Raw genomic sequence first — 26,019 nt, 5'->3', positions numbered from 1 at the left:
TAATGCGGTGAGGCTTGTCCGATGAAACTACGTGGTCTGTACGCCATTACCGACAGTCATTTGCTGGACGGCAAGTTGCTCAAGTACGTGGAGGCGGCGCTGGAAGGCGGCGTCACCTTGCTGCAATACCGCGACAAGAGCAGCGACGAGGCCCGACGCCTGCGTGAGGCCGAAGCCTTGCGCGAGCTGTGCGAGCGCTATAAGACCCGGTTGATCATCAACGACGACGCCGAACTGGCCGCCCGCCTGAACGTGGGCGTGCACCTGGGCCAGGCCGACGGCCCTCTGTCACCGACCCGCGCCCTGCTCGGCTCCAAAGCCATCATCGGCTCGACTTGCCACGCGCAACTCGAACTGGCCGAACAAGCGACAAAAGAAGGCGCCAGTTACGTCGCCTTCGGCCGCTTCTTCAATTCCAACACCAAGCCCGGCGCACCGACCTGCAGCCTCGACCTGCTCGACCAGGCCCGCAAGCAGTTGCACTTGCCGATCTGCGCGATCGGCGGCATCACCCTGGATAACGCCGCCCCACTGGTGGCCCATGGCGTCGATCTGCTGGCGGTGGTGCATGGCCTGTTTGGCGCCGAGAGCACGACGCAAGTGACCCGTCGTGCCCGCGCCTTCAACGAATTGTTTTCTATTTAAGTAGCTTAAAATCTGATTTGAGAGCCCGATCATGTCTCGTTCCGAAACGCTGTTTGCCAATGCCCAAAAACACATTCCCGGTGGCGTGAACTCGCCGGTTCGCGCGTTCAAGAGCGTCGGCGGCACGCCGTTGTTCTTCAAGCATGCCGAAGGCGCCTACGTCACCGACGAAGACAACAAGCGCTATGTGGATTACGTCGGTTCCTGGGGCCCGATGATCCTCGGCCACAGCCACCCGGACGTGCTGGACGCCGTGCGCAAACAGCTTGAGCACGGCTTGTCCTACGGCGCCCCGACCGAGATGGAAACGCAGATGGCCGACCTGGTCTGCTCGCTCGTGCCGTCGATGGAAATGGTGCGCATGGTCAGCTCCGGCACCGAAGCGACCATGAGCGCCATTCGCCTGGCCCGTGGCTTCACCGGCCGCGACAGCATCATCAAATTCGAAGGCTGCTACCACGGTCACTCCGACAGCCTGCTGGTCAAGGCCGGCTCCGGCGCACTGACCCAGGGTGTACCGAGTTCGGCCGGTGTACCGGCAGCGTTCGCCAAACATACCCTGACCCTGCCGTTCAACGACATCGACGCCGTTGAAAGCATGCTCGCCGAAGTCGGCCAGGATGTGGCCTGCATCATCGTCGAGCCAGTGGCTGGCAACATGAACTGCGTGCCGCCGGCACCGGGTTTCCTCGAAGGCCTGCGGACCCTGTGCGACAAGCACGGCGTGGTGCTGATTTTCGACGAAGTGATGACCGGTTTCCGCGTCGCCCTCGGCGGTGCCCAGGCGTACTACGGCGTGACACCGGACCTGACCACCTTCGGCAAGATCATCGGTGGCGGCATGCCGGTCGGCTGCTTCGGCGGCAAGCGCGAAATCATGCAGCGCATCGCTCCGCTGGGCCCGGTCTACCAGGCCGGCACGCTGTCCGGTAACCCGCTGGCGATGACCGCCGGCCTGACCACCCTGCGCCTGATCAGCCGCCCGGGCTTCCATGCCGAGCTGACCGACTACACCACTCGCCTGCTCGACGGCCTGCAACAGCGCGCCGATGCGGCCGGCATTCCGTTCGTGACCACCCAGGCCGGCGGCATGTTCGGCCTGTATTTCAGCGGCGCCGACGACATCGTCACCTTCGATGACGTCATGGCCAGCGATGCTGCCCTGTTCGGTCGCTTCTTCCATCTGATGCTGGAAGGGGGCGTCTACCTGGCACCGAGCGCCTTCGAAGCCGGTTTCACTTCGATCGCTCATGGCGAAGCCGAGCTGAAACTGACCCTGGACGCCGCCGAGCGCGCCTTCGCTGCCTTGAAATAACGCTGTGGCGCTGACGTTGGCCATTGCCGGCGTCAGCCTTCACCTACACGCCCGCCTGTATTCCTACAGTTTCAGCAAAAATCCCTCGCAAAACGGGTGATATATTTCCCGCGCAGCAGAAAAACGAGTAAAGACTTTGTAAGGTTGCCCCTGCTTATTTCATAATGCGCGCTTATTGGATCCCTCGATGGGTCCGCGCGCCCTTCAGAGGTAAGTCGATTCCCATGAACCGCACCGGCCGCACCCTTGCACTGGGCTGCCTGTTGCTTCTTCAGCCCCTGCTCGCGCACGCACAAGCAGGCGGCAACTCGTTGTTAATCCCAGCGATGGGTCGCTGCACCCTCAATACCCAGCCGCAAGACCTGGAACAGGCGCTCGCCGCCTGCCAGAAAGCGTCGGATGAAGGGGATGCACAAGCGCAATACGAGTTGGGTGAGTTCTACTACGAAGGCAAAAACGCGCCGCGCGACCTCAATCAAGCCCTGAGCTATTTCGAAAAAGCCTCGCTGCAAGGCCACGCCCAGGCACAATTCAAGCTCGGTACCATGTTCTTCCACGGCGAAGGCGTGCCGGCCAATAACGTTCAGGCGTACATCCTGCTGAAGATGGCGGCGGTCAACGGCGCCGAAGATGCCCTGGACACCGCCGACGAAGTCACCGAAAAAATGCCCCGCGAAGAACTCGAAGTCGCCACCCAGGTGCTCGGGCAAATTTTCCGTAAATATTTGATGGAGTTGCAGAGCGCTGACGGGCGTACGCCGTTTGCGCCGTTGCCCTGATTTTTGCTTCAAACCATCTGACGCATCCGCTGGCAAGCCAGCTCCTACAAAGACCGCACGTATCTGTAGGAGCTGGTTTGCCAGCGAATGGAGCGACTCGATTCCAGGACTTACTTCTCAGGCATCGGCATCGGAAACGGCATGACATTGCCAACCGTGCCACGGGCTTCGCAGATTTTCGGTGTCCCCAGACGCTCGACTTCGTCGATACGCACGATCGAATGCATCGGCACAAAGCTGCGCACCACGCCTTCGAACTGAGCCTTGAGCTTTTCTTCGCTCGGATCAACAACCACTTGCGTGCGCTCGCCAAAGACGAACTCTTCCACTTCCAGAAAGCCCCACAGATCACTTTGATAGATCTGCTTGGCGTACATTTCGAACACCTGGCCCTGGTTGAGGAAAATCACCTTGTAGATTGGAGCTTCACGTTTAGTCATGGTGGGCGGGTAACACATCGGGGTAAAAATGAGGGCGCGAACTATAGCACAGCCGCCGGACGCACAACGGTAGGAACCATGGGACATGTCCCCTATAATGCGCGGTTCTTTGAATCAGGTGATGACTCTTTCCATGGCCAAGAAGCTTTACATCGAAACCCACGGTTGCCAGATGAACGAGTACGACAGCTCGCGCATGGTCGATCTGCTGGGCGAACATCAGGCCCTGGAAGTCACCGCCCGCGCTGAAGACGCCGACGTGATCCTGCTCAACACCTGCTCGATCCGCGAACGTGCACAGGACCGTGTCTATTCCCAGCTCGGTCGCTGGCGCGAACTGAAGCTGGCCAACCCGGACATGGTGATCGCCGTCGGCGGTTGCGTGGCCAGCCAGGAAGGCGCGGCCATCCGCGATCGCGCGCCGTACGTCGACGTGGTCTTCGGCCCGCAGACCCTGCACCGCCTGCCGGAAATGATCGACGCCGCGCGCATCAGCAAGCTGCCGCAAGTCGACGTCTCGTTCCCGGAAATCGAAAAATTCGACCATCTGCCCGAACCGCGCATCGACGGCCCGAGCGCTTACGTGTCGGTGATGGAAGGCTGCAGCAAATATTGCACGTTCTGCGTGGTGCCCTACACCCGCGGTGAAGAGGTCAGCCGGCCGTTCGACGACGTGATTGCCGAGATCATCCACCTGGCCGAAAACGGCGTGCGTGAAGTGACGCTGTTGGGGCAGAACGTCAACGGCTATCGCGGCCTGACCCATGACGGGCGCCTGGCGGATCTGGCCGAGCTGATCCGTGTGGTCGCCGCGGTCGACGGCATTGAACGCATCCGTTACACCACGTCGCATCCGCTGGAATTCTCCGACAGCCTGATCCAGGCCCACGCCGACGTGCCGGAGCTGGTCAAGCACCTGCACTTGCCGGTGCAATCGGGCTCGGACCGCATCCTCGCTGCGATGAAACGCAATCACACCGCGCTGGAATACAAATCCAAACTGCGCAAACTGCGCGCCGCCGTGCCGGGGATCTGCATCAGTTCGGACTTCATCGTCGGCTTCCCGGGCGAAACCGAGAAAGATTTCGAGCAAACCATGAAGCTGATTGCCGACGTCGGCTTCGACTTTTCCTACTCGTTCGTCTACAGCCAGCGCCCGGGCACACCGGCCGCCGATCTGGCCGACGACACGCCGCAAGAGCTGAAAAAAGAGCGGCTGAATGCCCTGCAGCATCGCCTGAACCAGCAAGGTTTCGAGATCAGCCGACAAATGGTCGGTTCGATCCAGCGGATCCTGGTAACCGATTACTCGAAAAAAGACCCGGGCGAGCTGCAAGGCCGGACCGAGAATAACCGGATCGTCAACTTTCGCTGCGACAATCCGACCCTGATCGGCCAGTTCGCGGACGTGCACATCGATGCCGCGCAGCCGCATTCGCTGCGGGGGTCGCTGGTGTAGGAGCGAGCTTGCTCCGGGCGGCGTTCCGACGATGGTCGTCAACGATGACGCGTGCATCCTGAATGAACGAGGGGCATTCAAGCCCTTCGCGAGCAAGCTCGCTCCTACAGAGTCCGCGCCAGAGGCAGGAATCGGCTTGCCTCACTTAAGAGCTTTCGCGCCCACGCCACTGGCGCTATCCTTGATTCATCACTATTGCCCCAGGGCGGCTAAATACGACCTTGAACGCACCCATAGAACCACATCGTTTCATCCTCGAGCCTTTTGAAGCTCGTCGCTTCGCCAATCTGTGCGGGCAATTCGACGAGCATTTGCGCTTGATCGAACAGCGCCTGACCATCGAGATCCGCAATCGCGGAAACCAGTTCGAGCTGATCGGCGAACCCAAACACACCACCTCCGCGGAAAACCTCCTGCGCCGCCTGTATCGGGAAACCAAGGGTACCGAGCTGTCGCCGGACATGGTGCACCTGTTCCTGCAGGAATCGGCCGTCGAGCAGCTGGACAACCACTCTCCCGCCGAACCGTCCGTGGCCCTGCGCACCAAGAAAGGCATGATTCGCCCCCGCGGCTTGAATCAGCTGCGCTACGTGAAGGAAATCCTCGGTAACGATATCAACTTCGGCATCGGCCCGGCCGGTACCGGCAAGACCTACCTGGCTGTGGCCTGCGCGGTGGATGCACTGGAGCGCGAGCAGATTCGCCGCATCCTGCTGGTGCGTCCGGCGGTCGAAGCGGGTGAAAAACTCGGCTTCCTGCCCGGCGACCTGTCGCAAAAAATCGACCCGTACCTGCGTCCGCTCTACGACGCACTCTACGAAATGCTCGGCTTCGAATACGTCGCCAAGCTGATCGAGCGCCAGGTGATCGAAGTCGCGCCGCTGGCCTACATGCGCGGCCGTACGCTGAACAACAGCTTCATCATCCTCGACGAAAGCCAGAACACCACGGTCGAGCAAATGAAGATGTTCCTGACCCGGATCGGCTTCGGCTCCACGGCCGTCATCACCGGTGACATCACCCAGGTCGACCTGCCTCGCGGCACCAAGTCCGGGCTGCACCACGTGATCGAAGTGTTGAAAGACGTGCCGGGCATCAGCTTCACGCACTTCCAGCCCAAGGACGTCGTGCGTCATCCGCTGGTACAGCGCATTGTCGAAGCCTATGAGCGCTTCGAAACCAAAGCGGCCGATGATGCAGCCGCCAAGGATAGCCGCCGCGATGCTTGAGCTTGACCTGCAAATCGCCACCCAAGCCCCCGCCCCCAGCGAAGCCGAATTTCGCCAGTGGTGCGAACTGGCTTTGCGCCAGCGCACCGCCGATTCGGAGATGACCATTCGCCTGGTCGACGAAGCCGAAGGCCGCGAGCTGAACCACACCTGGCGGCAAAAGGATTACGCAACTAACGTCTTGTCATTCCCGGCCGATGTGCCGGATGAGTTCCTCGACATCCCGCTGCTGGGCGATCTGGTGATCTGCGTGGCCGTGGTCGAGCGCGAAGCCGCTGAACAGGGCAAGGAGCTCAAGGCTCATTGGGCACACCTGGTGATTCACGGCTGCTTGCATCTGCTCGGTTACGACCATATTGATGACGACGAAGCCGAAGAGATGGAAGCACTGGAACGAACGTTGCTTGCAGAACTGGGCTTTCCCGATCCGTACGCGGACGACGAAACCGATTCATCCCCTACCGAAACAACAAAGGATTCAGAGTAATCGCTATGAGCGAAGATCGATCGAGCAACGGGCAAAAGTCATGGCTGGGTAAGCTCACCCAGGCTTTTGCCCACGAGCCGAAAAACCGCCAGGAGCTGCTGGAGCTGCTGCGCGATGCACACCAGAACAAACTGCTGGACAGCGAAGCGCTGGCCATCGTCGAAGGTGCGATCCAGGTGGCTGATTTGCAGGTTCGGGACATCATGGTCCCGCGCTCGCAAATGGTCAGCATCAAGGCGACCCAGACACCCCGCGAGTTCCTGCCCGCCGTGGTCGACTCGGCCCACTCCCGCTACCCGGTGATCGGCGAAAGCCACGATGACGTGATGGGCGTGTTGCTGGCCAAGGACTTGCTGCCGTTGATCCTCAAGGAGAACGGCGACAGCTTCAACATCAAGGACCTGCTGCGTCCGGCCACCTTCGTGCCGGAATCCAAGCGCCTTAACGTGCTGCTGCGCGAATTCCGCGCCAACCACAATCACATGGCCATCGTCATCGACGAGTACGGCGGCGTGGCCGGTTTGGTGACCATCGAGGACGTGCTGGAGCAAATCGTCGGCGACATCGAAGACGAACACGACGTCGAAGAAGACAGCTACATCAAGCCGCTGCCCAGCGGTGATTTCCTGATCAAGGCCCTGACACCGATCGAGAACTTCAACGATTTTTTCGACAGCGAGTTCTCCGACGATGAGTTCGACACCGTTGGCGGCCTGGTGATGAGCGCGTTCGGGCATTTGCCAAAACGTAACGAAATCACTGAAATCGGCCCGTACCGCTTCCGCATCCTGAACGCCGACAGCCGTCGGATTCACTTGCTTCGCCTGACGCCCATTGCTCGCTAAGGATTGAAATGCGCTGGACAACCCGCCCCGGCTGGCCCGGTAACCTGCTGGCCGTGGCGGCCGGTGCAATCACCACCCTGGCCCTGGCGCCGTTCGATATCTGGCCACTGGCACTGCTCGCCGTCGGCCTGTTCTATGCCGGTTTGCGCGAACTGAGCCCACGCCAGGCGCTGGGTCGCGGCTGGTGTTTCGGTTTCGGCCTGTTCGGTGCCGGCACCAGCTGGATCTACTACAGCATTCACCACTTCGGCGGCGCGTCAATGCTGCTGGCCGGCTTCCTGATGCTGATCTTCACAGCGGCGATTGCCTGGTTCTTTGCCCTGCCCGCCTGGATTTGGGCGCGCTGGCTGCGTCGCAATGAGGCACCGCTGGCCGACGCGCTGGCCTTCGCTGCGCTGTGGGTTGGCCAGGAAGCTTTCCGTGGTTGGTTCCTGACAGGTTTCCCGTGGCTGTATTCCGGTTACAGCCAGCTCGATGGCCCGCTGGCCGGGCTTGCTCCCATCGGCGGGATGTGGCTGATTTCCTTTACCCTGGCCCTGACAGCTGCGCTGATCTACAACGGCTTGCGCCTGGTTCGCGCGGGGCGTAAAGGCTTCATCGCTGCCGGTATATTGCTGCTGGTCGGCCCATGGCTGGTCGGTATGGCGCTCAAGCACCACGCCTGGACCAGCCCGTCGGGCCCGCCACTGAGCGTCGCCGCCATACAGGGCAACGTCGAACAAAGCATGAAGTGGGACCCGGCGCAGCTCAACGCGCAACTGGCGTTGTACCGCGACATGAGTTTCAGCTCCAGGCGCGCCGATCTGCTCATCTGGCCGGAAACGGCGATTCCGGTGCTCAAGGAGTCCGCCGAGGGCTACCTGAACATGATGGGCAGCTTCGCGGCCGAACGTAAATCGGCGTTCATTACCGGTGTCCCGGTGCGCATGGAAGTCCGCCACGAGAAGCGTTTCTTCAATGGCATCACCGTTACCGGTGAAGGCGACGGCACTTACCTGAAGCAAAAACTGGTGCCGTTTGGTGAATATGTCCCCTTGCAGGACATGCTGCGCGGACTGATCGCTTTCTTCGACCTGCCAATGTCGGACTTCGCTCGCGGCCCGGCTGACCAGCCGTTGCTGCAGGCCAAGGGTTATCAGATCGCGCCGTTCATCTGCTATGAAGTGGTTTATCCGGAGTTCGCCGCCAGCCTTGCCGCCCGCAGCGACCTGCTGCTGACCATCAGCAACGACACCTGGTTCGGTACCTCCATCGGCCCCCTGCAACACCTGCAGATGGCGCAAATGCGCGCACTGGAGGCCGGCCGCTGGATGATCCGCGCCACCAACAACGGCGTGTCCGGCCTGATCAACCCGTTCGGCCAGATTACCGATCAGATCCCGCAGTTCGAACGCGGCATCCTGTATGGCGAAGTGGTACCGATGCACAACCTCACGCCGTACCTGCAATGGCGTTCGTGGCCATTGCTCATTGTCTGCGTGCTGTTGTTTGGCTGGGCATTGATTGCAAGCCGGATGGCCAAGACCGTCTAGAAAAGATCGCAGCCTGCGGCAGCTCCTACAGGGGATTGCATTCCAACTGTAGGAGCTGCCGCAGGCTGCGATCTTTTGATCTTTACCGGTAAAACAACGAATAACCGATCTGCCCCACCGCCTCGTTCATCAATTGCCCGTTCTGCCAGATCGCCTTGAACTCCGGCAGCCAGCCACCCAGTGGCCGCGCGTTGTCGCCGCCCAGAAACCCTACCGGCGCCGGCACCACCTCAAACCCGGCCTTGCGAAAACTCCAGACCGCTCGTGGCATATGCGCGGCATGAGTCACGAGCACCACACGCTTGATGCCCTGTGGCAGCAGCACCTCGGCGCTGAACTGTGCATTTTCCCAGGTCGTGCGGCTGCGCCCTTCCTGCCAACGCACGCTCACGCCAAAATCGTCGCGCAAGGAGTCAGCCATCATCTGCGCTTCGCTGGGCGGCGTGCCGTAATGCAGGCCGCCGCTGGTCAATACCGGCAGGCCGGAAGCCTTGGCCAGCCGCGCGGCAAAGCGCTGGCGTTCCAGGCCTATACCCGTGGGCTGGTCGGCGCCCCAGGCCACATCACCACGCTCGCGCCCCGAGCCGAGGACCACGATCGCGTCCGCGCGCTGCCCCAGAATTGCCCATTCATCGCGGGCCAGCGGTGGCTCCCGCTCGAGCAGGCCGGCACTCCACTGCACCACCACCGGCAGGCTCATCAGCCAGAAACCACCCAGCCCCAGAGCAAAGCACGCACCGGCAAGCCTTGGCCTTGAGCGGCGCAACCACCAGGCGAGCAAAAGCAGCAGCAATAGAATGCCGGGTGGCAAAAGAAGTTGTTTCACGAAATAACGAAAAGGCATCGAGCATCTCCCGGAGATGCCCGAAGCCTAAGTGGGTTCGCGCAATGCGACAATCAATACAGGAGGACTATGCTTCAAAAAACCATGGAGTACGGCTCTGTGCCCTATTTGAACTGGAAAGACCGGACCTTTACCGCGTCTCTGCCGGGAACCTTGTCCTTGAGCCAGATAATCTTGGCCGAACGTGGTACGTCGAGTTGCTTTACCGCCTCTGACAAGCATCCGTGTGTCTCACGCTCACTGCGATCCAGATACGCCTTGACCAGTGCAAACTCTGCGGGGCTCAGACCACGCAGTTCCAGTTCCAGAGGGTGTTCGTCGCGCAACCGGCCAGCGGTCCTTGCCGCATCCAGGGCCAAGGCCAAACGATCGATCAGCCTTTCGTACAGCTCCGGTTTTGTAGCTTTTTGCTGAGACTCAACCATCCCTCACCTCATTGGAAGATAAGACCTACTCCCCAGTTAGAGCTTAGCTTCCATGAACAAACCGGCTGAACGCCGCGACCAACGGCCCTCGCAGCGGTTTTTGCAGGACGTGCGGCAGCAATCAGGGTTTCCCTCGGTAGAGCGCGGTCATGTATGCTACGGCGCTTCCTGTAACTCCACTTCCAGCTCGGCTGGGCCTCGAAAACGCCAATGTGGCGTGTTCACCGTCCAGCGTTGCATTGAAGAGGATTAGGCCACCCCTATTCAGTTCAAAAGTAGCCATGCACGAACAATATCAGCCCCGTGAAATCGAAGCCGCCGCCCAGTCGTTCTGGGACGAGCAAAAGTCCTTTGAAGTCAGTGAACAGCCAGGCAAGGAGACGTTCTACTGCCTGTCGATGTTCCCTTACCCCAGCGGCAAGCTACACATGGGGCACGTGCGCAACTACACCATCGGCGACGTGATCTCCCGCTACCAGCGCATGCAAGGCAAGAACGTTCTGCAACCCATGGGTTGGGACGCCTTCGGCATGCCGGCGGAAAACGCCGCGATGAAGAACAACGTCGCGCCCGCCAAGTGGACCTACGAAAACATCGCCTACATGAAGACCCAGCTGCGCAGCCTGGGCCTGGCGGTGGACTGGTCGCGCGAGGTGACCACCTGCAAGCCGGATTACTACCGCTGGGAACAATGGCTGTTCACCCGCCTGTTCGAAAAAGGTGTGATTTACAAAAAAAGCGGCACCGTGAACTGGGACCCGATCGACCAGACCGTCCTGGCCAACGAGCAAGTGATCGACGGTCGCGGCTGGCGTTCCGGCGCGCTGATCGAAAAGCGCGAAATCCCGATGTACTACTTCAAGATCACCGCCTACGCGGATGAGCTGCTGGAGAGCCTCGACGACCTGCCGGGCTGGCCTGAACAGGTCAAGACCATGCAGCGCAACTGGATCGGCAAATCCCGCGGCATGGAAGTGCAGTTCCCGTACAACGTCGATTCCATCGGCGAAGCGGGCGTGCTGAAAGTCTTCACCACCCGTCCGGACACCCTGATGGGCGCGACCTACGTCGCCGTGGCCGCCGAGCACCACCTGGCCACCCTCGCTGCACAGAACAATCCTGAGTTGCAAGCGTTCATCGCTGAATGCAAGGGCGGCAGCGTGGCTGAAGCCGACGTCGCCACCCAGGAGAAAAAAGGCCTGCCGACCGGCCTGTTCGTCGAGCACCCGCTGACCGGCGAAAAACTGCCGGTATGGGTCGCCAACTATGTGCTGATGCACTACGGCGATGGCGCGGTGATGGCGGTTCCAGCCCACGACGAGCGCGATTTCGAGTTCGCCCACAAGTACAACCTGCCGGTTAAATCGGTCGTGCGCACCAGTTCCGGTGATAGCAACCCGACGCCATGGCAAGACGCCTATGGCGAGTACGGCACGCTGATCAATTCCGGCGAGTTCGACGGCCTCGACTTCGCGGGTGCCTTCGACGCCATCGAAGTTGCGCTGATCAAGAAAGAACTGGGCGCCTCGCGCACCCAGTTCCGCCTGCGCGACTGGGGCATCAGCCGTCAGCGCTACTGGGGCTGCCCGATCCCGATCATCCACTGCAACACCTGCGGTGATGTGCCGGTACCGGAAGATCAATTGCCGGTCGTACTGCCGGAAGACGTGGTGCCGGACGGCGCCGGCTCGCCACTGGCGCGCATGCCTGAGTTCTACGAGTGCAGCTGCCCTAAATGTGGCCAGCCTGCCAAGCGTGAAACCGACACCATGGACACCTTCGTCGAGTCGTCGTGGTACTACGCCCGCTACGCCTCGCCGCACTTTGAAGGCGGCCTCGTGGAGAAATCCGCAGCCGACCACTGGCTGCCGGTGGATCAGTACATCGGCGGTATCGAACACGCGATCCTGCACCTGCTCTACGCGCGCTTCTTCCACAAATTGATGCGTGACGAAGGCCTGGTGAGCTCCAACGAGCCGTTCAAGAACCTGCTGACCCAGGGCATGGTGATCGCCGAGACTTACTATCGTCGCGAAGCCAATGGCGCTTACACCTGGTTCAACCCGGCGGACGTCGAGCTTGAGCGTGACAGCAAGGCCAAGGTTATCAGCGCCAAGTTGAAAGCTGACGGCTTGCCGGTGGAAATCGGCGGCACCGAGAAGATGGCCAAGTCGAAGAACAACGGTGTCGACCCACAGTCGATGATCGACCAGTTCGGTGCAGACACTTGCCGCCTGTTCATGATGTTCGCCTCGCCGCCTGACATGAGCGCGGAATGGTCTGACTCCGGCGTGGAAGGTTCGCACCGCTTCCTCAAGCGTGTCTGGCGTCTGGCTCAAGCGCACGTCACCCAGGGCCTGCCGGGCAAACTGGACGTCGCCAGCCTGAATGACGAGCAGAAAGCCGTTCGTCGCTCGATCCACCTGGCCATCAAGCAGGCCAGCCAGGACGTCGGCCAGAACCACAAATTCAACACCGCCATCGCCCAGGTGATGACACTGATGAACGTGCTGGAAAAAGCCGCGCAAGGCACCGAGCAGGATCGCGCACTGATTCACGAAGGTCTGGAAACCGTGACTCTGCTGCTGGCTCCGATCACGCCGCACATCAGCCACGAACTGTGGAATCAATTGGGTCACGCTGATCCTGTGATCGACGCCGGTTGGCCGGTGCAGGACGACAGCGCACTGGTTCAGGACAGCCTGACGCTCGTCATCCAGGTCAACGGCAAGCTGCGTGGCCAGATCGAAATGCCCGCCAGTGCCAGCCGCGAAGAAGTCGAAGCAGCCGCCCGCGCCAACGAGAACGTCCTGCGCTTCGTCGACGGTCTGACCATTCGTAAAGTGATCGTAGTGCCCGGGAAACTGGTCAATATCGTCGCCAGCTAATTGGATCAGGCGCCAGGTGAGCCTGGCGCCGAGTAAAACCTTTCGGGCCGCTTGATCGGCCCACATGGTTTCAAGGGGAGCAACAAGATGATCAAACGCAATCTGCTGGTGATGGGCCTCGCGGTTCTGTTGAGCGCCTGCGGTTTCCAGCTGCGCGGCACCGGCACCGACGAACTGGCGATCAAGGAACTCGACCTGAGCGCCCGTAACGCCTACGGTCCAACCGTGACCCAGTTGCGTCAGGTACTGGAAGGCAACGGCGTCAAGGTCTATAACGGCGCACCTTACAAACTGGTGCTGACCAATGAGCAGGAAAGCCAACGCATCCTCAGCTACGCAGGTGCCGGTCGTGCTGGCGAGTACCAGGTGACCACCGTATTGAACTACGACATCCGTGGTCGCGGTGACCTGCCACTGATGAGCGACAAGCTTGAAGTGCAGAAAATCTACCTGCACGACGGCAACAACCTGATGGGTTCCGACCAGGAAGCCGCAACGGCCCGGACAGAAGCTCGCCGCGAGCTGGTTCAACGCATGATGCTGCGCCTGCAACAACTGAGCCCAGGTCAACTGGATCAGCTGCAACAGACTGCCGAAGCCAAGGCCAAGGCTGATGCCGCGGCACTGGAAGCGGCAAAGAAGGCTGAAGCGGATACCCCGCGCCAGTCGCCTGTCGAACTGCCGCAGCAGTAAGACTTACGGGGCGTTCAGGCGCCCCGTTCGCCCTCTCTTATGAAGCTCGCCCCCGCCCAACTCGCCAAACACCTGCAAGGCGCCCTTGCGCCGGTCTACATCATCAGCGGCGATGACCCGTTGTTGTGCCAGGAGGCGGCCGACGCCGTTCGCACTGCCGCCCGTCAGCAGGGATTCGATGAACGCCAGGTGTTTGCCGCCGACGCCAGTTTCGACTGGGGGACGCTGCTGCAAGCCGGTGCCAGCATGTCGCTGTTCGCCGAAAAGCGCCTGCTGGAACTGCGCTTGCCTTCCGGCAAACCCGGCGACAAAGGTGCCGCCGCGCTGATCGAGTACTGCTCGCGCCCGGCTGACGACACCATACTGCTGATCAGCCTGCCGAAACTCGATGGTAGTGCGCAGAAAACCAAGTGGGGCAAAGCGCTGTTCGAAGGACAACAGACCCAGTTCGTGCAGATCTGGCCAGTCGATGTCGCCCAGTTGCCAAGCTGGATCCGCCAACGTTTGTCCCAGGCCGGGCTTTCCGCCAGCCAGGACGCCGTTGAGCTGATCGCCGCGCGGGTCGAGGGCAACTTGCTGGCCGCCGCCCAGGAAATCGAAAAGCTCAAGCTGATGGCCGAAGGGGGTCAGATCACCGTTGAAACCGTACAGGCGGCGGTGGCCGACAGTGCGCGCTTCGACGTCTTTGGGCTGACCGATGCGGTGCTCAATGGTGAAGCAGTCCATGCGTTGCGCATGCTCGAAGGATTGCGCGGCGAAGGCGTCGAGCCGCCGGTGATTCTCTGGGCCCTGGCCCGGGAGTTGCGCCTGCTGGCCAATATTTCCCTGCAATACAGTCAGGGCACGCCGCTGGACAAGGCCTTCAGCCAGGCTAAGCCACCGGTCTGGGACAAACGTAAACCGTTGATGAGCAAAGCCCTGCAACGCTACTCGGCGCAACGCTGGGCGCAACTTTTGCTCGAAGCACAGCGTATCGACGCACAGATCAAGGGCCAGGCTGCGGGTTCGCCGTGGATGAGTCTGAGTCGGTTGACGTTGTTGATGGCCGGGCAAAAACTGGCGTTGCCTGCCGAGTGAGATCTCTTGATCTTTCTTCCTACAAAATCCACATCCATCGCCCCTATAGACAGAACCTGAACTTCGGCCGATGATTCGCCTCGCAAAATCCACTCACTTGCGAGAAATCATCATGAGCAAAAAGCCATCGAAGCATGGCCCCAACAAAGCCAAATCCATCATCGCCCAGCCATTGTTCCGCAGCCGCCAGGAACGCCCCACCAAGGGCAAAGGCAGTTACCGCCGCGAAGCCTTCCAGTCTGACAGCTGGGAGGCTTCTTGCTTTCTGGCGGCCTGAAAGGCAAGCATCCGCTCAACATGTTAAGGTTTGCACCTGATCCGTATTCCCTGGACCCGTGCATGCCCTTTTGTCTTTCCCGTCGTTGGCACTTGCGCCAATTGATTGCTGCCTCCAGCCTCGTTTTGCTAGTCGCCTGCGCGGAAAAACCTACCGCCGCCGACGCCCAGCCGCTTCAGACCCTCCCTGTCGCCACCGCCCCGGCGGTTGTTCCGCCTGTGGTTCCGAACGGTGAAGACCTCGACATCCAACCCACCCAGACCTTCGCCGAATGGCAGGCGGGTTTCCGCAAGGATGCCTTGGCCGCCGGTATCCGCGCCGATCTGTTTGATCGCGCTTTCGCCGATGTCAGCTTCGACCCCAGTGTGATTCGTGCCGATCGCAGCCAACCGGAATTCGCAAAACCGGTGTGGGAATACCTCGACGGCGCCTTGTCGCCGCTGCGGGTACGCAAAGGCCAGTCGCTGGTCAACCAGTACGCCGACATCCTGCAAAGCATCGAGCAGCGTTACGGCGTTGATCGTCAGGCGTTGGTGGCCGTGTGGGGCATGGAAAGCAACTTTGGCCAGTTCCAGGGCAGCAAGTCGGTGATCAACTCGCTGGCGACCCTGGCCTACGAAGGCCGTCGCCCCGGTTTCGCCCACGCACAATTGATTGCCGCCCTGCAAATCCTGCAACAAGGCGATATCGAACCCGAGAAGATGCTCGGATCCTGGGCCGGCGCCATGGGCCAGACCCAGTTCATTCCGACCACCTACAACACCCATGCCGTCGACTTCGATGGTGATGGGCGCCGCGATATCTGGGGCAGTTCGGCCGATGCCCTGGCCTCGACCGCGCATTACCTGCAAAGCTCAGGCTGGCAGAGAGGCCAGCCGTGGGGCTTCGAGGTGCAGTTGCCAGGCGGGTTCAACTACGTGCTGGCCGATGGCACGACTCGCAAGAGCGTCGCCGAATGGCGGCAACTGGGGATTACGCTGCCCAATGGTGGCCAGGTCCCGGCCGGCTCCGAGCAACTGTCCGCCGCCCTGCTGCTGCCGGCCGGTTACCGTGGACCGGCGTTCCTGGTGCTCGATAACTTCCGGGCGATCCTCAAGTACAACAACTCGTCGTCCTACGCCTTGGGGGTGAGCCTGTTGTCCGAACGCTTCAATGGCGCGGGACTGATCAGCGGCACGTGGCCAAAGGATGACCTGCCACTGAGCCGTACCGAGCGGATCGAGCTGCAAAACTTGCTGAGCACACAAAACTACGATGCCGGCACCGCCGACGGGATCATTGGTGCCAACACGCGCAAGGCGATCCGCAGCGCCCAACAGTCGTTTGGCTGGCCGGCGGACGGGTATCCGACGCATAAGTTGCTGGAAGGGTTGCGGAACCGCTAAAAGCTTCGCGGGCAAGCCCGCTCCCACAGGTGACCGAGTTCTTCCATAGGAATACAGTCGAATGTGGGAGCGAGCCGGCTCCGGACGGCGATCCGACGATGACTGACTTAAAGGCGACTGAATTTCAACGCCTGACTACTACATCCTGCTCCAGCACCAATTCCTTGCTCCCCGCATCCAGCCTGACCAACGCCCCCATGGGCAGCATCAGGTTCGGATCGCAATGCCCACTGCGCCACCCGGACAACACCGGAATATTCAATGGCTCGAAGGTCTGCTTCAGCAACCTGTCCAGCGCTGCCACCTCAACCCCTGCCACATCCCCTACCAACACGCCGCGCAGTTTGTGCAACGTGCCAGCCAGCCGCAGATGGGTCAGCAACCGATCGATGCGATACAGCGGCTCGTTGATGTCCTCGATCAACAGAATGACGCCCTCGGCGTCTATCTCGTAAGGCGTGCCCATGGTCGCGGCGATCATGGCCAGATTGCCACCGAGCAAGCGCCCATGAGCCACGCCAGGCTCGATCGTGGTCAGCGGATAAGCCACCGGATGAGCCAGCACCGTTCCCGCCCTCACCTGCCCTCGCAGCATGTTGAAGAAGGAAGACTCCGTAGGTTTTTGCTTGCCACCCAGCAGGTCGGCATTGAGCATCGGACCATGAAATGTCACGAAGCCGGCATAGCGACTGATCGCCAAATGCAGAGCGGTGATGTCGCTGTAGCCGATGAACGGCTTGGCGTTGTCACGCAGCAAATCAAAATCAATGCGGTCGAGGAGCCGCGGCGTGCCGTAACCGCCGCGCAGGCAGATGATGGCATCCACCTCGCTGTCGGCGAATGCTGCATGCAGGTCGCCAAGTCGCACCTCGTCGCTCCCGGCCAGGTAGCCGTTTTTTTCGTAGACCCCGGGAAACACTTTCAGTGAATAACCCCGGGCACGCATCCATTGCACCGCCTTGTCGGTGTCCAGCGGCGCGGGACCGGCGGGTGCGATAACGCCGATCATGCCTTCCGACGGCAGTGCCGGGACCGGAGCATGAGGGCAAAGGGTGTGGGTCGGTCGAGCGGTCATCCGTGAATCTCCCTGCGTGAAATCTTCAGCACACAGTAGTCAGGAACGGGGACAAACAGAAGAGGAACCGTTGCCCCGCAGGTTGCAGGAAAAAACAGCCATTGCCGTAGGCCAGGCAAAAAAACGCCCGCGAGGCTGAACACCGTGCGGGCGCTTTTCATTTCATTGCGTCGATCAGGACGACATCAGCTCGGCCTTGACCAGCTTGGCCTGCTCGTCAGCGTGATACGAAGAGCGTACCAACGGACCGGACGCCACGTTCTTGAAGCCCATCTTGTAGCCTTCCTCGGCGAACCAGGCGAAGGTGTCCGGGTGCACGAAGCGCTGCACCGGCAAGTGGCTGCGGGACGGTTGCAGGTACTGGCCGAGGGTCAGCATGTCGATGTCGTGTTCGCGCATGCGCTTCATGACTTCGATGACTTCTTCGTCGGTCTCGCCCAGGCCCAGCATCAAACCGGACTTGGTCGGAATGTGCGGCATCATCTGCTTGAAACGTTGCAGCAGGGTCAGCGACCACTGGTAGTCCGAGCCCGGACGCGCAGCCTTGTACAGGCGCGGCACGGTTTCCAGGTTGTGGTTGAACACATCCGGCGGCTCGGCAGCAGTGATTTCCAGCGCGATGTCCATGCGGCCACGGTAATCCGGGACCAGGGTTTCGAGCTGCACATTCGGCGACAGCTTGCGGATTTCGCGGATGCAGTCGGCAAAGTGCTGGGCACCGCCGTCACGCAGATCATCACGGTCCACCGAGGTGATTACCACGTACTTGAGTTTCAGGTCGGCGATGGCGATGGCCAGGCTTTCCGGCTCGTTGACGTCCAGCGGCTTCGGACGGCCGTGGCCGACGTCGCAGAACGGGCAACGACGGGTGCAGATGTCACCCATGATCATGAAGGTCGCGGTGCCGCCGGAGAAGCACTCGCCCAGGTTAGGGCAGGAAGCCTCTTCGCACACGCTGTGCAGCTTGTGTTTGCGCAGCAGGGCCTTGATGCGGTCGACTTCCGGTGAAACCGGGATGCGGACACGAATCCAGTCCGGTTTTTTCGGCAATTCCGTAGTCGGAATGATCTTCACCGGGATGCGTGCAACCTTTTCGGCGCCGCGCAGCTTGACGCCGGCTTCTACCTTGGGACGCGGGGCCGGGCGCTCGGTGACATCGAGCGTCGGGATCATGGTTTGCACTGCATCAGTAGTCATATCAGTCGATTCCGCCCGTCAGGGTCGTCTGCTCAGCATAGTCGAGGTGTTTGACGAGCTGCGCGCGCAGCCGGGCACTTACCTCGGCAAATTCAATCGATCCTGCGTGATCGCTAAGCTGGGTCATCGCCAGCCCGGCATAGCCGCAGGGATTAATCCGTCGAAACGGTTCCAGGTTCATGTCCACGTTCAGGGCCAGGCCATGAAAGGAGCAGCCATGGCGGATCCGCAGACCCAGCGAGGCGATTTTCGCCCCGTCGACGTAGACACCCGGTGCATCGGGTTTGGCCACGGCGGTGACGCCGTAACTGGCCAGCAGCTCGATCAGGCACTGCTCCATCCGGGTGACCAGATCGCGCACACCAAACCCGAGCTTGCGCACGTCCAGCAGCAGATAAGCCACCAACTGGCCAGGCCCGTGGTAAGTCACCTGACCACCACGATCGACCTGCACCACCGGAATATCACCGGGGAGCAGCAAATGCTCGGCCTTGCCCGCCTGGCCCTGGGTGAACACCGGTGGATGCTCTACCAGCCAGATCTCGTCGGCGGCATCGCTGCCGCGTTCGTTGGTGAAGCGTTGCATGGCATGCCAGACCGGCTCGTAAGCCATCTGGCCGAGCTCGCGAAAGCCCAGCACACCGGACATCACAGCACCATGTGCACGAAACCGGTGGCCCGCAGTTCGCTGTTGATGTTGTACAGCTGGTCCTGGTCGGTCGCGACGATGTGCAACTGGATGGTGGTGTATTTGCCGTTGCTGCTCTGGCGCTCGTCAACACGCTCATCGTTGATCTTGGCGTGTTTCTCGACGATCTTGATGATCTTGTCCTTGTTGCCCACACCGGTATCGCTGATTACCTTAACGGGATAGTCAGTGACCGGGAATTCGATCTTTGGCGCCTTTACTTCGGTATCGGTCATGGCGTAACGGCCTCGTAAGCGTAAGCCGTGGCGACGGGCATGGCTGCGCGCCAGTTCAGCGCGGAGCCATGCAGGTGCACACTAAATTCAGTTGAACAAGCCGTAGAAGAATAGACGGATGCTATCCCACATGCGGCGGAAGATACCACCTTCCTCGACAGCGTCCAGAGCGATCAGATCAGCGCTGTGCACCACCTTGTCGTCCAGCTTCACTTCGACTTTACCGATCACGTCGCCCTTGGCGATTGGCGCGACCAGCTGCGGGTTCATTGTCATGCTGGCAGCGAGCTTTTTCAGCTGGCCTTTCGGCAGGGTCATGGTCAGGTCTTCAGCCAGGCCGGCCTTGACTTGATTGGTGGAGCCTTTCCAGACAGGTGCCTGGGCCAGTTCGGCGCCCTTCTGATAGAAGGTCTGGGTTTCGAAGAAGCGGAAACCGTAGGTCAGCAGCTTCTGGGTTTCGGCGGCACGGGCCACTTCGCTGTTGGTGCCGAACACCACGGCGATCAGACGCATGCCATCACGTACGGCCGAAGACACCATGCAGTAGCCGGCTTCGTCGGTGTGGCCGGTTTTGAGGCCGTCGACGGTCTTGTCGCGCCACAGCAGCAGGTTACGGTTCGGTTGCTTGATGCCATTCCAGAAGAACTCTTTCTGCGAGTAGATCGCGTAGTGAGCCGGGTCTTCGTGGATGATCGCGCGGGCCAGCACAGCCATGTCGTGAGCCGACGAGTAGTGCTCAGGGTTCGGCAGGCCGGTCGGGTTCATGAAGTGGGTGTTGGTCATGCCCAGGTCGGCAACAGTCTTGTTCATCAGGTCGGCGAAGGCGTCTTCGCTGCCGGCGATGTGCTCGGAGAGCGCGACGCTGGCGTCGTTGCCCGACTGGATGATGATGCCGTGCAGCAGGTCGCTGACGGTGACCTGCGAGCCGACCTTGATGAACATCCTCGAACCACCGGTACGCCAGGCGTTTTCGCTGACGGTCACCGGATCGTTTTCGCCGATCTGGCCACGACGGATTTCCAGGGTCGCGATGTACGCAGTCATCAGCTTGGTCAGGCTGGCCGGCGGCAGACGCTGGTCACCGTTGTTCTCGACCAGCACGTTGCCGCTGCTGGCATCCATCAGAACGTAGGCTTTGGCAGCCAGTTGTGGTGGCGACGGCATCATCTCGGCCGCGAAGGCGGCTGGCGAGAGGAGCAGCGGGACTAGCAGACACAGGCGTTTGGCAAAGGTGGTGATGTTCATCCGTCTCTCGAAATCGCTAATGGAAACTGCCCGAAGGCAAAATTAAATCAGATGACTTTCTAACGAGTCATCGCGTGTTCAGTTGCTCACTCCAGTCACCCTTGCCGGGCTTTTGTTCTTCGACGAGCCAACAACCTGATTCACCCCCCAATCGCTGGTGAATCGTCAATCAAGTCCTACGTATTACTCGGTGACCACACTTGGCGAACCAAGGTTGGCCAGGCGCACGCTGTTCTGTACCTGGGCAATCTCACCCGGCGAACCGATCGGCCCCAGGCGAACCCTGTGCAGGGTCTGCTGATTGCGCACGATCGAGCTGATGAACACCGGAGCGCTCACCATCCCGCTGAGCTTCGATCTCAGGAGTTCTGCAGCGTCCGGGTTGGCGAACGCGCCCACCTGCAGATACTGGCCAGAGGCTGGTACAGAAGCGTTTTTTTTAGCATCGAGCTGCACAGGCACCGCTGCGGCGGCGTGTTGCTGCGGCGGCGGTGTCCATTGCTCGACGGTGCCGGCCGAAGCCGTGATCACCGGGGCGCTATTCTGCGCGACTTGCGGTTCGTTGAGCATCAAAGGCGCCGGACGACCTTTGGCTGCCCACCACGTTTGCGGGTCGATGCCTTCGACCTTTACCCGCGCGGTGCCGGTTTCGGCATAACCGAGCTTTTTGGCCGCCGCGTAGGACAAGTCGATGATCCGGTCCGAATAGAATGGCCCGCGATCGTTGACCCGCAGAATCACGCTCTTGTTGTTGTCCAGGTTGGTCACCCGAACGTAACTCGGCAGTGGCAATGTCTTGTGCGCAGCACTCATGCCGTACAGGTCATACACTTCGCCGTTGGCGGTGTTCTGACCGTGGAACTTGGTGCCGTACCAGGACGCCGTACCCGACTGCACGTAGGTCTTGGACTCTTGCAGCGGAAAGTAAGTCTTGCCCAGCACAGTGTACGGGTTAGCCTTGTACGGGCCGGTGTGCAGGGTCGGCGTGGCGTCCGGGATGCGCGAAACATCGACATCCCACCATGGCGCGCCATCCTTGTGGGCGCGGTTGATGTCCAGCCCCGGCGTCGAGCGCACGGCGGTGGTGGACTTCTGGGCCGGCACGCGGCTGGTCGAACAACTGGCGACCAACACGGCCAACGCGGCGAATGCCATCAGCTTCAGGGGTTTATCGATAGGCAATGCCCGCATTACTTGACGCCCCGTGCTTGGACCAGCTGTTCAGACAGTTGATGTACGGCCATGGCGTACATCACGCTGCGGTTATAACGCGTGATCGCGTAAAAATTCTTCAGGCCCATCCAGTACTCGGGGCCATTGTCGCCTTCCAGGCGGAAAGCGGTAACCGGCATATCATCGCGCAGCGCATCATGACTTGACCACCCCAGGGCTCGCAACTCCCCGACGGTTTTTGTCGGTTCGATTCCTGTGGTCAAACCCTCGTCGGCGTGATCGCCACGGACATCGGCGCGACTGACTACCGGTTCGCCGGCGACCCAGCCATGACGCTTGAAGTAACTGGCGACACTGCCAATGGCATCGTCCGGGTTGGTCCAGATGTTGATATGGCCATCACCGTCGAAATCCACCGCATAGGCGCGGAAACTGCTCGGCATGAATTGCGGCAATCCCATTGCGCCGGCGTAGGAGCCTTTGAGCGTCAATGGATCGACCTGCTCTTCGCGGGCCAGCAGCAGGAACTCACGCAATTCCTTGCGGAAAAACTCGGCACGGGGAGGATAGTCGAAACCCAGGGTCGACAAGGCATCGATCACCCGGAAATTTCCGGTATTACGGCCGAAAAAGGTTTCAACGCCGATGATCGAGACTATCACCTGGGCCGGCACGCCGTATTCCTGCTCGGCACGGGCCAACACTGCTTCGTGCTGACGCCAGAAATCCACACCCCGGGCTATGCGCGCATCGGTGATGAACATCGGGCGATATTCGCTCCACTGTTTGACCCGTTCGGCGGGTTTCGAGATGGCGTCCAGAATCGACTGCTTGCGCTCGGCTTCGCGGAACACACCCATCAATTGTTCACCGGCGAAACCATAGTCGCGGGTCATTTCACCGACGAATTCGGCCACCTGGGGTGAGCCTTCGTAGTCGCCGGCCAACGCTTCCTGCACGGTGCCAAGGATGCTTACCAGGCCGACCCATGGCGCATACCGAGTCGCCCAGCCACGCATTACTTGCATTGAAAGTTTCACCTTATTCAAACCTGCGCGATCCACTTGCGATGGGTATGGATTGACATCAAAACCCCAAACGCTGACAGCAGCGTCACCAGCGAAGTTCCTCCGTAGCTAATGAACGGCAACGGCACCCCCACCACCGGCAACAGGCCACTGACCATACCGATGTTGACGAAAACATAAACAAAAAACGTCATGGTCAGGCTGCCCGCGAGCAACTTGCCGAACAATGTCTGCGCCTGGGCGGTAATCACCAGTCCGCGGCCGATCAACAGCAGGTAGATCAGCAACAGCGCGCAGATCCCCACCAGGCCGAATTCTTCACCCATTACTGCAATGATGAAGTCGGTGTGGCTTTCCGGCAGGAAGTCCAGGTGCGACTGGGTCCCCAGCAACCAGCCCTTGCCGAACACACCGCCGGAACCGATGGCGGCCTTGGACTGGATGATGTTCCAGCCCGTACCGAGCGGGTCGCTCTCCGGGTCGAGGAACGTCAGAATTCGCTGCTTCTGATAGTCGTGCATGATGAAGAACCACATGGCAACCGCCACGGGCACGGCGGCGGCCAGTACGCTGAGGATCCAGCGCCAGCGCAAGCCACCCATGAACAACACGAAAGCGCCGCCGGCCAGGATCAGCAGCGAAGTGCCGAGGTCCGGTTGACGCACGATCAGAATGAACGGCACGCCGATCAGCATCAGGCTGACGCCCACATGCTTGAGCTGGGGCGGCAAGGTGCGTTTGGACAAGTACCAGGCGATCGTCGCCGGCATCAGAATTTTCATGAATTCCGAGGGCTGGAAACGGATCACCCCGGGAATGTTGATCCAGCGGGTGGCGCCCATGGCGTTGTGGCCCATGATGTCCACCACCAGCAACAGCATTACCCCGACCACGTAGCCCAGCGGCACCCAGCGCGCCATGAAGCGCGGCTCGAACTGGGCGATGATGACCATCGACACCAGGCCGATGCCGAACGAAGTGGCTTGCTTGCCCAGCAGATCCCAGCTTTTGCCACTGGCCGAATACAGCACGAACAGGCTGCCGGCGGCGAGAGTCAGCAGCAGGATCAACAATGGGCCGTCGATGTGCAGGCGTTGCAGCAGCGTTGCACGGCGACGCATCACATCCTCGCTGGAGAGCATGCGATCGAAGTTATTCATCACGGGCGGTAGCCTCTGCACTGATAGGGCTGGCGTATTCGGGCTTCAACCGACCGTCCTGGTCCAGGAGCCAGGCATCCATGACTTGACGCACCACTGGCGCGGCGACGCCGGAGCCGGACTCGCCGTTCTCGACCATCACCGACACCACGATTTTCGGGTCGTCGGCCGGCGCGAAGCCGACGAACAAGGCGTGGTCACGGTGACGCTCCTGGACCTTGGAGCGGTCGTACTTTTCACCCTGCTTGATCGCGACCACCTGGGCCGTACCCGACTTGCCGGCGATTCGGTATTGCGCGCCGATCGAGGCTTTGCGCGCCGTACCCCGGGCACCATGCATAACCTGCTGCATGCCGTGGTTGACCTTGGTCCAGTCCGATGGGTCGCGCAGGATAATGTCCGGCATCGGGTTAGGGTCCACCGGCTTCTCGCCTTCGATGGTCCTGGCCAGGTGCGGACGATTCCAGATGCCTTTATTGGCCACCAATGCGGTGGCCTGAGCCAGTTGCAACGGAGTCGATTGCATGTAGCCCTGACCGATCCCCAGAATCAGCGTTTCACCCGGGAACCATGCCTGGCGGCGGGTCGCGCGCTTCCATTCGCGGGTCGGCATCAGACCCGGCGACTCTTCGAACATGTCCAGGGAAACCTTCTGACCGATGCCGAACTTGGACAGGTACGACGACAACCGATCGATCCCCAGCTTGTGGGCCAGGTCATAGAAGTAGGTGTCGTTGGAGCGCATGATCGCCGTATCGAGGTCGACAAAACCGTCGCCGGTACGGTTCCAGTTACGGTATTTGTGGTCGTAGTTGGGCAGCATGTAGTAACCGGGGTCGAACACTCGGGTCGAAGCGGTCACCACGCCGGAATCCAGGCCGGCAATCGCCACCGCCGGCTTGATGGTCGAGCCCGGCGGGTACAGGCCACGCAGCACGCGGTTGAACAACGGCCGGTCGATGGAATCGCGCAGCTCGGAATAGGCCCTGGAGCTGATGCCGGTGACGAACAGGTTCGGGTCGAAACTCGGCTGGCTGACCATCGCCAGCACTTCACCGGTTTTCGGGTCCAGCGCTACCACCGCACCACGACGACCACCGAGCGCAGCTTCGGCGGCTTCCTGCAATTTGATGTCCAGGCTCAGGACGATGTCCTTGCCGGGAATCGGATCGGTACGCTTGAGCACGCGCAATACGCGGCCCCGGGCGTTGGTCTCGACTTCCTCGTAACCCACCTGGCCGTGCAATTCAGGCTCGTAGAAACGCTCGATGCCGGTTTTGCCAATTTGATGGGTGCCGCTGTAACTCACCGGATCCAGGGTCTTCAGCTCTTTCTCGTTGATCCGCCCCATGTAGCCCACCGAGTGCGCAAAGTGCGCGCCCTGCGGGTAGTGACGGACCAATTGCGCGACCACTTCCACACCCGGCAGGCGGAACTGGTTCACGGCGATGCGCGCAATCTGCTCTTCGGTCAGTTCAAACAGGATCGGCACCGGCTCGAACGGCCGGCGGCCCTGACGCATGCGCTTCTCGAAGATCAGCCGGTCCTCGGGCGTCAGTTCCAGCACTTCGACGATCACATCGAGCACCTGCTGCCAGTCGCCGGAACGCTCGCGGGTCATGCTCAGGCTGAAACTCGGCCGGTTATCGGCAATCACCACGCCATTGCGGTCGAAAATCAAGCCACGGGGCGGCGGAATCGGCTGCACATGGACGCGGTTGTTTTCCGACAGGGTCGAGTGGTACTCGTACTGGATCACCTGCAGGAAATACAGGCGCGCGATCAGCACGCCAATCAGCGCCACCACTGCAATGGCCCCGAACACGACGCGGCCACGCACCAGACGGGCGTCTTTTTCGTGGTCCTTGATGCGGATCGGCTGGGACATGAGGGCAGA

At 60.8% G+C, this 26,019-nt stretch carries 25 protein-coding genes; 13 read left to right on the top strand and 12 right to left on the bottom strand.

Going from position 1 to position 26,019, the window contains the following annotated elements; genetic code table 11:
* The first annotated feature begins 21 nt into the window (after positions 1-21).
* The 3 genes from thiE (at position 22) to AC1D19_RS21530 (ending at position 2,739) form a co-directional block, all read left to right on the top strand.
* Entirely contained in the window at positions 22-645 is a 624-nt protein-coding gene (gene thiE / locus AC1D19_RS21540) for a thiamine phosphate synthase (protein ID WP_477753821.1), read from the top strand.
* 31 nt (positions 646-676) lie between these two features.
* Entirely contained in the window at positions 677-1,960 is a 1,284-nt protein-coding gene (gene hemL, locus AC1D19_RS21535; protein WP_477764492.1) for a glutamate-1-semialdehyde 2,1-aminomutase, read from the top strand.
* Between the two features lie 224 nt (positions 1,961-2,184).
* Positions 2,185-2,739, top strand: a complete 555-nt coding sequence (locus AC1D19_RS21530) for a tetratricopeptide repeat protein (RefSeq protein ID WP_103396533.1) — start codon at positions 2,185-2,187, stop codon at positions 2,737-2,739.
* Positions 2,740-2,849: 110 nt separating this feature from the next.
* Here AC1D19_RS21530 and AC1D19_RS21525 read toward each other — a convergent pair whose 3' ends face one another.
* Positions 2,850-3,179, bottom strand: coding sequence for a DUF1820 family protein (locus AC1D19_RS21525; RefSeq protein WP_477764491.1), 330 nt, complete (start codon positions 3,177-3,179; stop codon positions 2,850-2,852).
* Between the two features lie 133 nt (positions 3,180-3,312).
* On the opposite strand from AC1D19_RS21525, the gene miaB reads away from it, so the two are divergent.
* The 5 genes from miaB to lnt all read left to right on the top strand — a co-directional run bounded on the left by miaB (position 3,313) and on the right by lnt (position 8,731).
* The gene (gene miaB, locus AC1D19_RS21520; RefSeq protein WP_477753823.1) at positions 3,313-4,638 is read left to right on the top strand and encodes a tRNA (N6-isopentenyl adenosine(37)-C2)-methylthiotransferase MiaB; all 1,326 of its coding nucleotides are present in this window, start codon (positions 3,313-3,315) and stop codon (positions 4,636-4,638) included.
* 221 nt (positions 4,639-4,859) lie between these two features.
* Positions 4,860-5,867, top strand: coding sequence for a PhoH family protein (locus AC1D19_RS21515; RefSeq protein ID WP_008022966.1), 1,008 nt, complete (start codon positions 4,860-4,862; stop codon positions 5,865-5,867).
* Positions 5,860-6,354, top strand: a complete 495-nt coding sequence (gene ybeY / locus AC1D19_RS21510) for an rRNA maturation RNase YbeY (protein WP_477753824.1) — start codon at positions 5,860-5,862, stop codon at positions 6,352-6,354. The genes AC1D19_RS21515 and ybeY overlap by 8 nt, the downstream gene beginning before the upstream one ends.
* Positions 6,355-6,359: 5 nt before the next feature.
* The gene (locus AC1D19_RS21505) at positions 6,360-7,199 is read left to right on the top strand and encodes an HlyC/CorC family transporter (RefSeq protein WP_477764490.1); all 840 of its coding nucleotides are present in this window, start codon (positions 6,360-6,362) and stop codon (positions 7,197-7,199) included.
* 8 nt (positions 7,200-7,207) lie between these two features.
* Positions 7,208-8,731, top strand: a complete 1,524-nt coding sequence (gene lnt, locus AC1D19_RS21500; protein ID WP_477764489.1) for an apolipoprotein N-acyltransferase — start codon at positions 7,208-7,210, stop codon at positions 8,729-8,731.
* Positions 8,732-8,813: 82 nt separating this feature from the next.
* Here lnt and AC1D19_RS21495 read toward each other — a convergent pair whose 3' ends face one another.
* Positions 8,814-9,575: a YdcF family protein gene (locus AC1D19_RS21495; protein WP_477764488.1), complete on the bottom strand. Its 762-nt coding sequence runs from the start codon at positions 9,573-9,575 to the stop codon at positions 8,814-8,816.
* Positions 9,576-9,679: 104 nt separating this feature from the next.
* Complete coding sequence (locus AC1D19_RS21490) at positions 9,680-10,000, bottom strand: hypothetical protein (RefSeq protein WP_108216349.1); 321 nt, start codon at positions 9,998-10,000, stop codon at positions 9,680-9,682.
* 281 nt (positions 10,001-10,281) lie between these two features.
* On the opposite strand from AC1D19_RS21490, the gene leuS reads away from it, so the two are divergent.
* The 5 genes from leuS (at position 10,282) to AC1D19_RS21465 (ending at position 16,320) form a co-directional block, all read left to right on the top strand.
* Positions 10,282-12,888: a leucine--tRNA ligase gene (gene leuS / locus AC1D19_RS21485; protein ID WP_477753827.1), complete on the top strand. Its 2,607-nt coding sequence runs from the start codon at positions 10,282-10,284 to the stop codon at positions 12,886-12,888.
* Positions 12,889-12,975: 87 nt separating this feature from the next.
* A complete protein-coding gene (locus tag AC1D19_RS21480; RefSeq protein ID WP_477764487.1) occupies positions 12,976-13,581 on the top strand; it encodes an LPS-assembly lipoprotein LptE in 606 nt (201 codons plus the stop codon).
* Between the two features lie 39 nt (positions 13,582-13,620).
* Positions 13,621-14,658 (top strand): DNA polymerase III subunit delta, encoded by a 1,038-nt coding sequence (gene holA / locus AC1D19_RS21475; RefSeq protein ID WP_477764486.1) that lies wholly within the window; start codon positions 13,621-13,623, stop codon positions 14,656-14,658.
* A 112-nt stretch (positions 14,659-14,770) separates the two neighbouring features.
* Positions 14,771-14,935 (top strand): alternative ribosome rescue factor ArfA, encoded by a 165-nt coding sequence (arfA, locus tag AC1D19_RS21470; RefSeq protein ID WP_025108699.1) that lies wholly within the window; start codon positions 14,771-14,773, stop codon positions 14,933-14,935.
* Between the two features lie 62 nt (positions 14,936-14,997).
* Positions 14,998-16,320 (top strand): lytic murein transglycosylase, encoded by a 1,323-nt coding sequence (locus AC1D19_RS21465; protein WP_477764485.1) that lies wholly within the window; start codon positions 14,998-15,000, stop codon positions 16,318-16,320.
* A 124-nt stretch (positions 16,321-16,444) separates the two neighbouring features.
* Here the strand turns inward: AC1D19_RS21465 and AC1D19_RS21460 are convergent, their stop codons facing one another.
* The 9 genes from AC1D19_RS21460 to mrdA all read right to left on the bottom strand — a co-directional run bounded on the left by AC1D19_RS21460 (position 16,445) and on the right by mrdA (position 26,010).
* Positions 16,445-17,395: a S66 peptidase family protein gene (locus tag AC1D19_RS21460; protein ID WP_477764484.1), complete on the bottom strand. Its 951-nt coding sequence runs from the start codon at positions 17,393-17,395 to the stop codon at positions 16,445-16,447.
* Between the two features lie 174 nt (positions 17,396-17,569).
* Positions 17,570-18,568 carry a lipoyl synthase gene (lipA, locus tag AC1D19_RS21455; RefSeq protein WP_162276382.1) on the bottom strand — a complete coding sequence of 333 codons (999 nt, stop codon included), beginning with the start codon at positions 18,566-18,568 and terminating at the stop codon, positions 17,570-17,572.
* A gap of 25 nt (positions 18,569-18,593) precedes the next feature.
* Complete coding sequence (gene lipB / locus AC1D19_RS21450) at positions 18,594-19,241, bottom strand: lipoyl(octanoyl) transferase LipB (RefSeq protein WP_477753832.1); 648 nt, start codon at positions 19,239-19,241, stop codon at positions 18,594-18,596.
* Positions 19,241-19,516 carry a DUF493 domain-containing protein gene (locus AC1D19_RS21445; RefSeq protein WP_007990615.1) on the bottom strand — a complete coding sequence of 92 codons (276 nt, stop codon included), beginning with the start codon at positions 19,514-19,516 and terminating at the stop codon, positions 19,241-19,243. Before AC1D19_RS21445 ends, lipB begins: the two co-directional genes overlap by 1 nt.
* Before the next feature lie 87 nt (positions 19,517-19,603).
* Entirely contained in the window at positions 19,604-20,761 is a 1,158-nt protein-coding gene (locus tag AC1D19_RS21440) for a D-alanyl-D-alanine carboxypeptidase family protein (RefSeq protein ID WP_477753833.1), read from the bottom strand.
* Positions 20,762-20,944: 183 nt separating this feature from the next.
* The gene (locus tag AC1D19_RS21435) at positions 20,945-21,952 is read right to left on the bottom strand and encodes a septal ring lytic transglycosylase RlpA family protein (protein ID WP_477764483.1); all 1,008 of its coding nucleotides are present in this window, start codon (positions 21,950-21,952) and stop codon (positions 20,945-20,947) included.
* A complete protein-coding gene (gene mltB, locus AC1D19_RS21430) occupies positions 21,952-22,962 on the bottom strand; it encodes a lytic murein transglycosylase B (RefSeq protein WP_477764482.1) in 1,011 nt (336 codons plus the stop codon). The genes AC1D19_RS21435 and mltB overlap by 1 nt, the downstream gene beginning before the upstream one ends.
* Positions 22,963-22,979: 17 nt before the next feature.
* Positions 22,980-24,083 (bottom strand): rod shape-determining protein RodA, encoded by a 1,104-nt coding sequence (gene rodA, locus AC1D19_RS21425; RefSeq protein WP_477759730.1) that lies wholly within the window; start codon positions 24,081-24,083, stop codon positions 22,980-22,982.
* A 31-nt stretch (positions 24,084-24,114) separates the two neighbouring features.
* Positions 24,115-26,010 (bottom strand): penicillin-binding protein 2, encoded by a 1,896-nt coding sequence (gene mrdA / locus AC1D19_RS21420; RefSeq protein ID WP_477764481.1) that lies wholly within the window; start codon positions 26,008-26,010, stop codon positions 24,115-24,117.
* Positions 26,011-26,019 lie beyond the last annotated feature (9 nt).

The sequence above is a fragment of the Pseudomonas sp. P1_C12 genome, from assembly GCF_056406435.1.
The sequence above is the reverse complement of the archived record's forward strand: the minus strand, read 5'-3'. Positions and strand labels throughout refer to the sequence as shown.

Bases quoted from the DNA above. Each gene is read 5' to 3' on its own strand.
- thiE (WP_477753821.1), top strand. From the start codon at position 22: ATGAAACTACGTGGTCTGTACGCCATTACCGACAGTCATTTGCTGGAC.
- hemL (WP_477764492.1), top strand. From the start codon at position 677: ATGTCTCGTTCCGAAACGCTGTTTGCCAATGCCCAAAAACACATTCCC.
- AC1D19_RS21530 (WP_103396533.1), top strand. From the start codon at position 2,185: ATGAACCGCACCGGCCGCACCCTTGCACTGGGCTGCCTGTTGCTTCTT.
- AC1D19_RS21525 (WP_477764491.1), bottom strand. From the start codon at position 3,179: ATGACTAAACGTGAAGCTCCAATCTACAAGGTGATTTTCCTCAACCAG.
- miaB (WP_477753823.1), top strand. From the start codon at position 3,313: ATGGCCAAGAAGCTTTACATCGAAACCCACGGTTGCCAGATGAACGAG.
- ybeY (WP_477753824.1), top strand. From the start codon at position 5,860: ATGCTTGAGCTTGACCTGCAAATCGCCACCCAAGCCCCCGCCCCCAGC.
- AC1D19_RS21505 (WP_477764490.1), top strand. From the start codon at position 6,360: ATGAGCGAAGATCGATCGAGCAACGGGCAAAAGTCATGGCTGGGTAAG.
- lnt (WP_477764489.1), top strand. From the start codon at position 7,208: ATGCGCTGGACAACCCGCCCCGGCTGGCCCGGTAACCTGCTGGCCGTG.
- AC1D19_RS21495 (WP_477764488.1), bottom strand. From the start codon at position 9,575: ATGCCTTTTCGTTATTTCGTGAAACAACTTCTTTTGCCACCCGGCATT.
- AC1D19_RS21490 (WP_108216349.1), bottom strand. From the start codon at position 10,000: ATGGTTGAGTCTCAGCAAAAAGCTACAAAACCGGAGCTGTACGAAAGG.
- leuS (WP_477753827.1), top strand. From the start codon at position 10,282: ATGCACGAACAATATCAGCCCCGTGAAATCGAAGCCGCCGCCCAGTCG.
- AC1D19_RS21480 (WP_477764487.1), top strand. From the start codon at position 12,976: ATGATCAAACGCAATCTGCTGGTGATGGGCCTCGCGGTTCTGTTGAGC.
- holA (WP_477764486.1), top strand. From the start codon at position 13,621: ATGAAGCTCGCCCCCGCCCAACTCGCCAAACACCTGCAAGGCGCCCTT.
- arfA (WP_025108699.1), top strand. From the start codon at position 14,771: ATGAGCAAAAAGCCATCGAAGCATGGCCCCAACAAAGCCAAATCCATC.
- AC1D19_RS21465 (WP_477764485.1), top strand. From the start codon at position 14,998: ATGCCCTTTTGTCTTTCCCGTCGTTGGCACTTGCGCCAATTGATTGCT.
- AC1D19_RS21460 (WP_477764484.1), bottom strand. From the start codon at position 17,395: ATGACCGCTCGACCGACCCACACCCTTTGCCCTCATGCTCCGGTCCCG.
- lipA (WP_162276382.1), bottom strand. From the start codon at position 18,568: ATGATCCCGACGCTCGATGTCACCGAGCGCCCGGCCCCGCGTCCCAAG.
- lipB (WP_477753832.1), bottom strand. From the start codon at position 19,241: ATGTCCGGTGTGCTGGGCTTTCGCGAGCTCGGCCAGATGGCTTACGAG.
- AC1D19_RS21445 (WP_007990615.1), bottom strand. From the start codon at position 19,516: ATGACCGATACCGAAGTAAAGGCGCCAAAGATCGAATTCCCGGTCACT.
- AC1D19_RS21440 (WP_477753833.1), bottom strand. From the start codon at position 20,761: ATGAACATCACCACCTTTGCCAAACGCCTGTGTCTGCTAGTCCCGCTG.
- AC1D19_RS21435 (WP_477764483.1), bottom strand. From the start codon at position 21,952: ATGCGGGCATTGCCTATCGATAAACCCCTGAAGCTGATGGCATTCGCC.
- mltB (WP_477764482.1), bottom strand. From the start codon at position 22,962: ATGCAAGTAATGCGTGGCTGGGCGACTCGGTATGCGCCATGGGTCGGC.
- rodA (WP_477759730.1), bottom strand. From the start codon at position 24,083: ATGCGTCGCCGTGCAACGCTGCTGCAACGCCTGCACATCGACGGCCCA.
- mrdA (WP_477764481.1), bottom strand. From the start codon at position 26,010: ATGTCCCAGCCGATCCGCATCAAGGACCACGAAAAAGACGCCCGTCTG.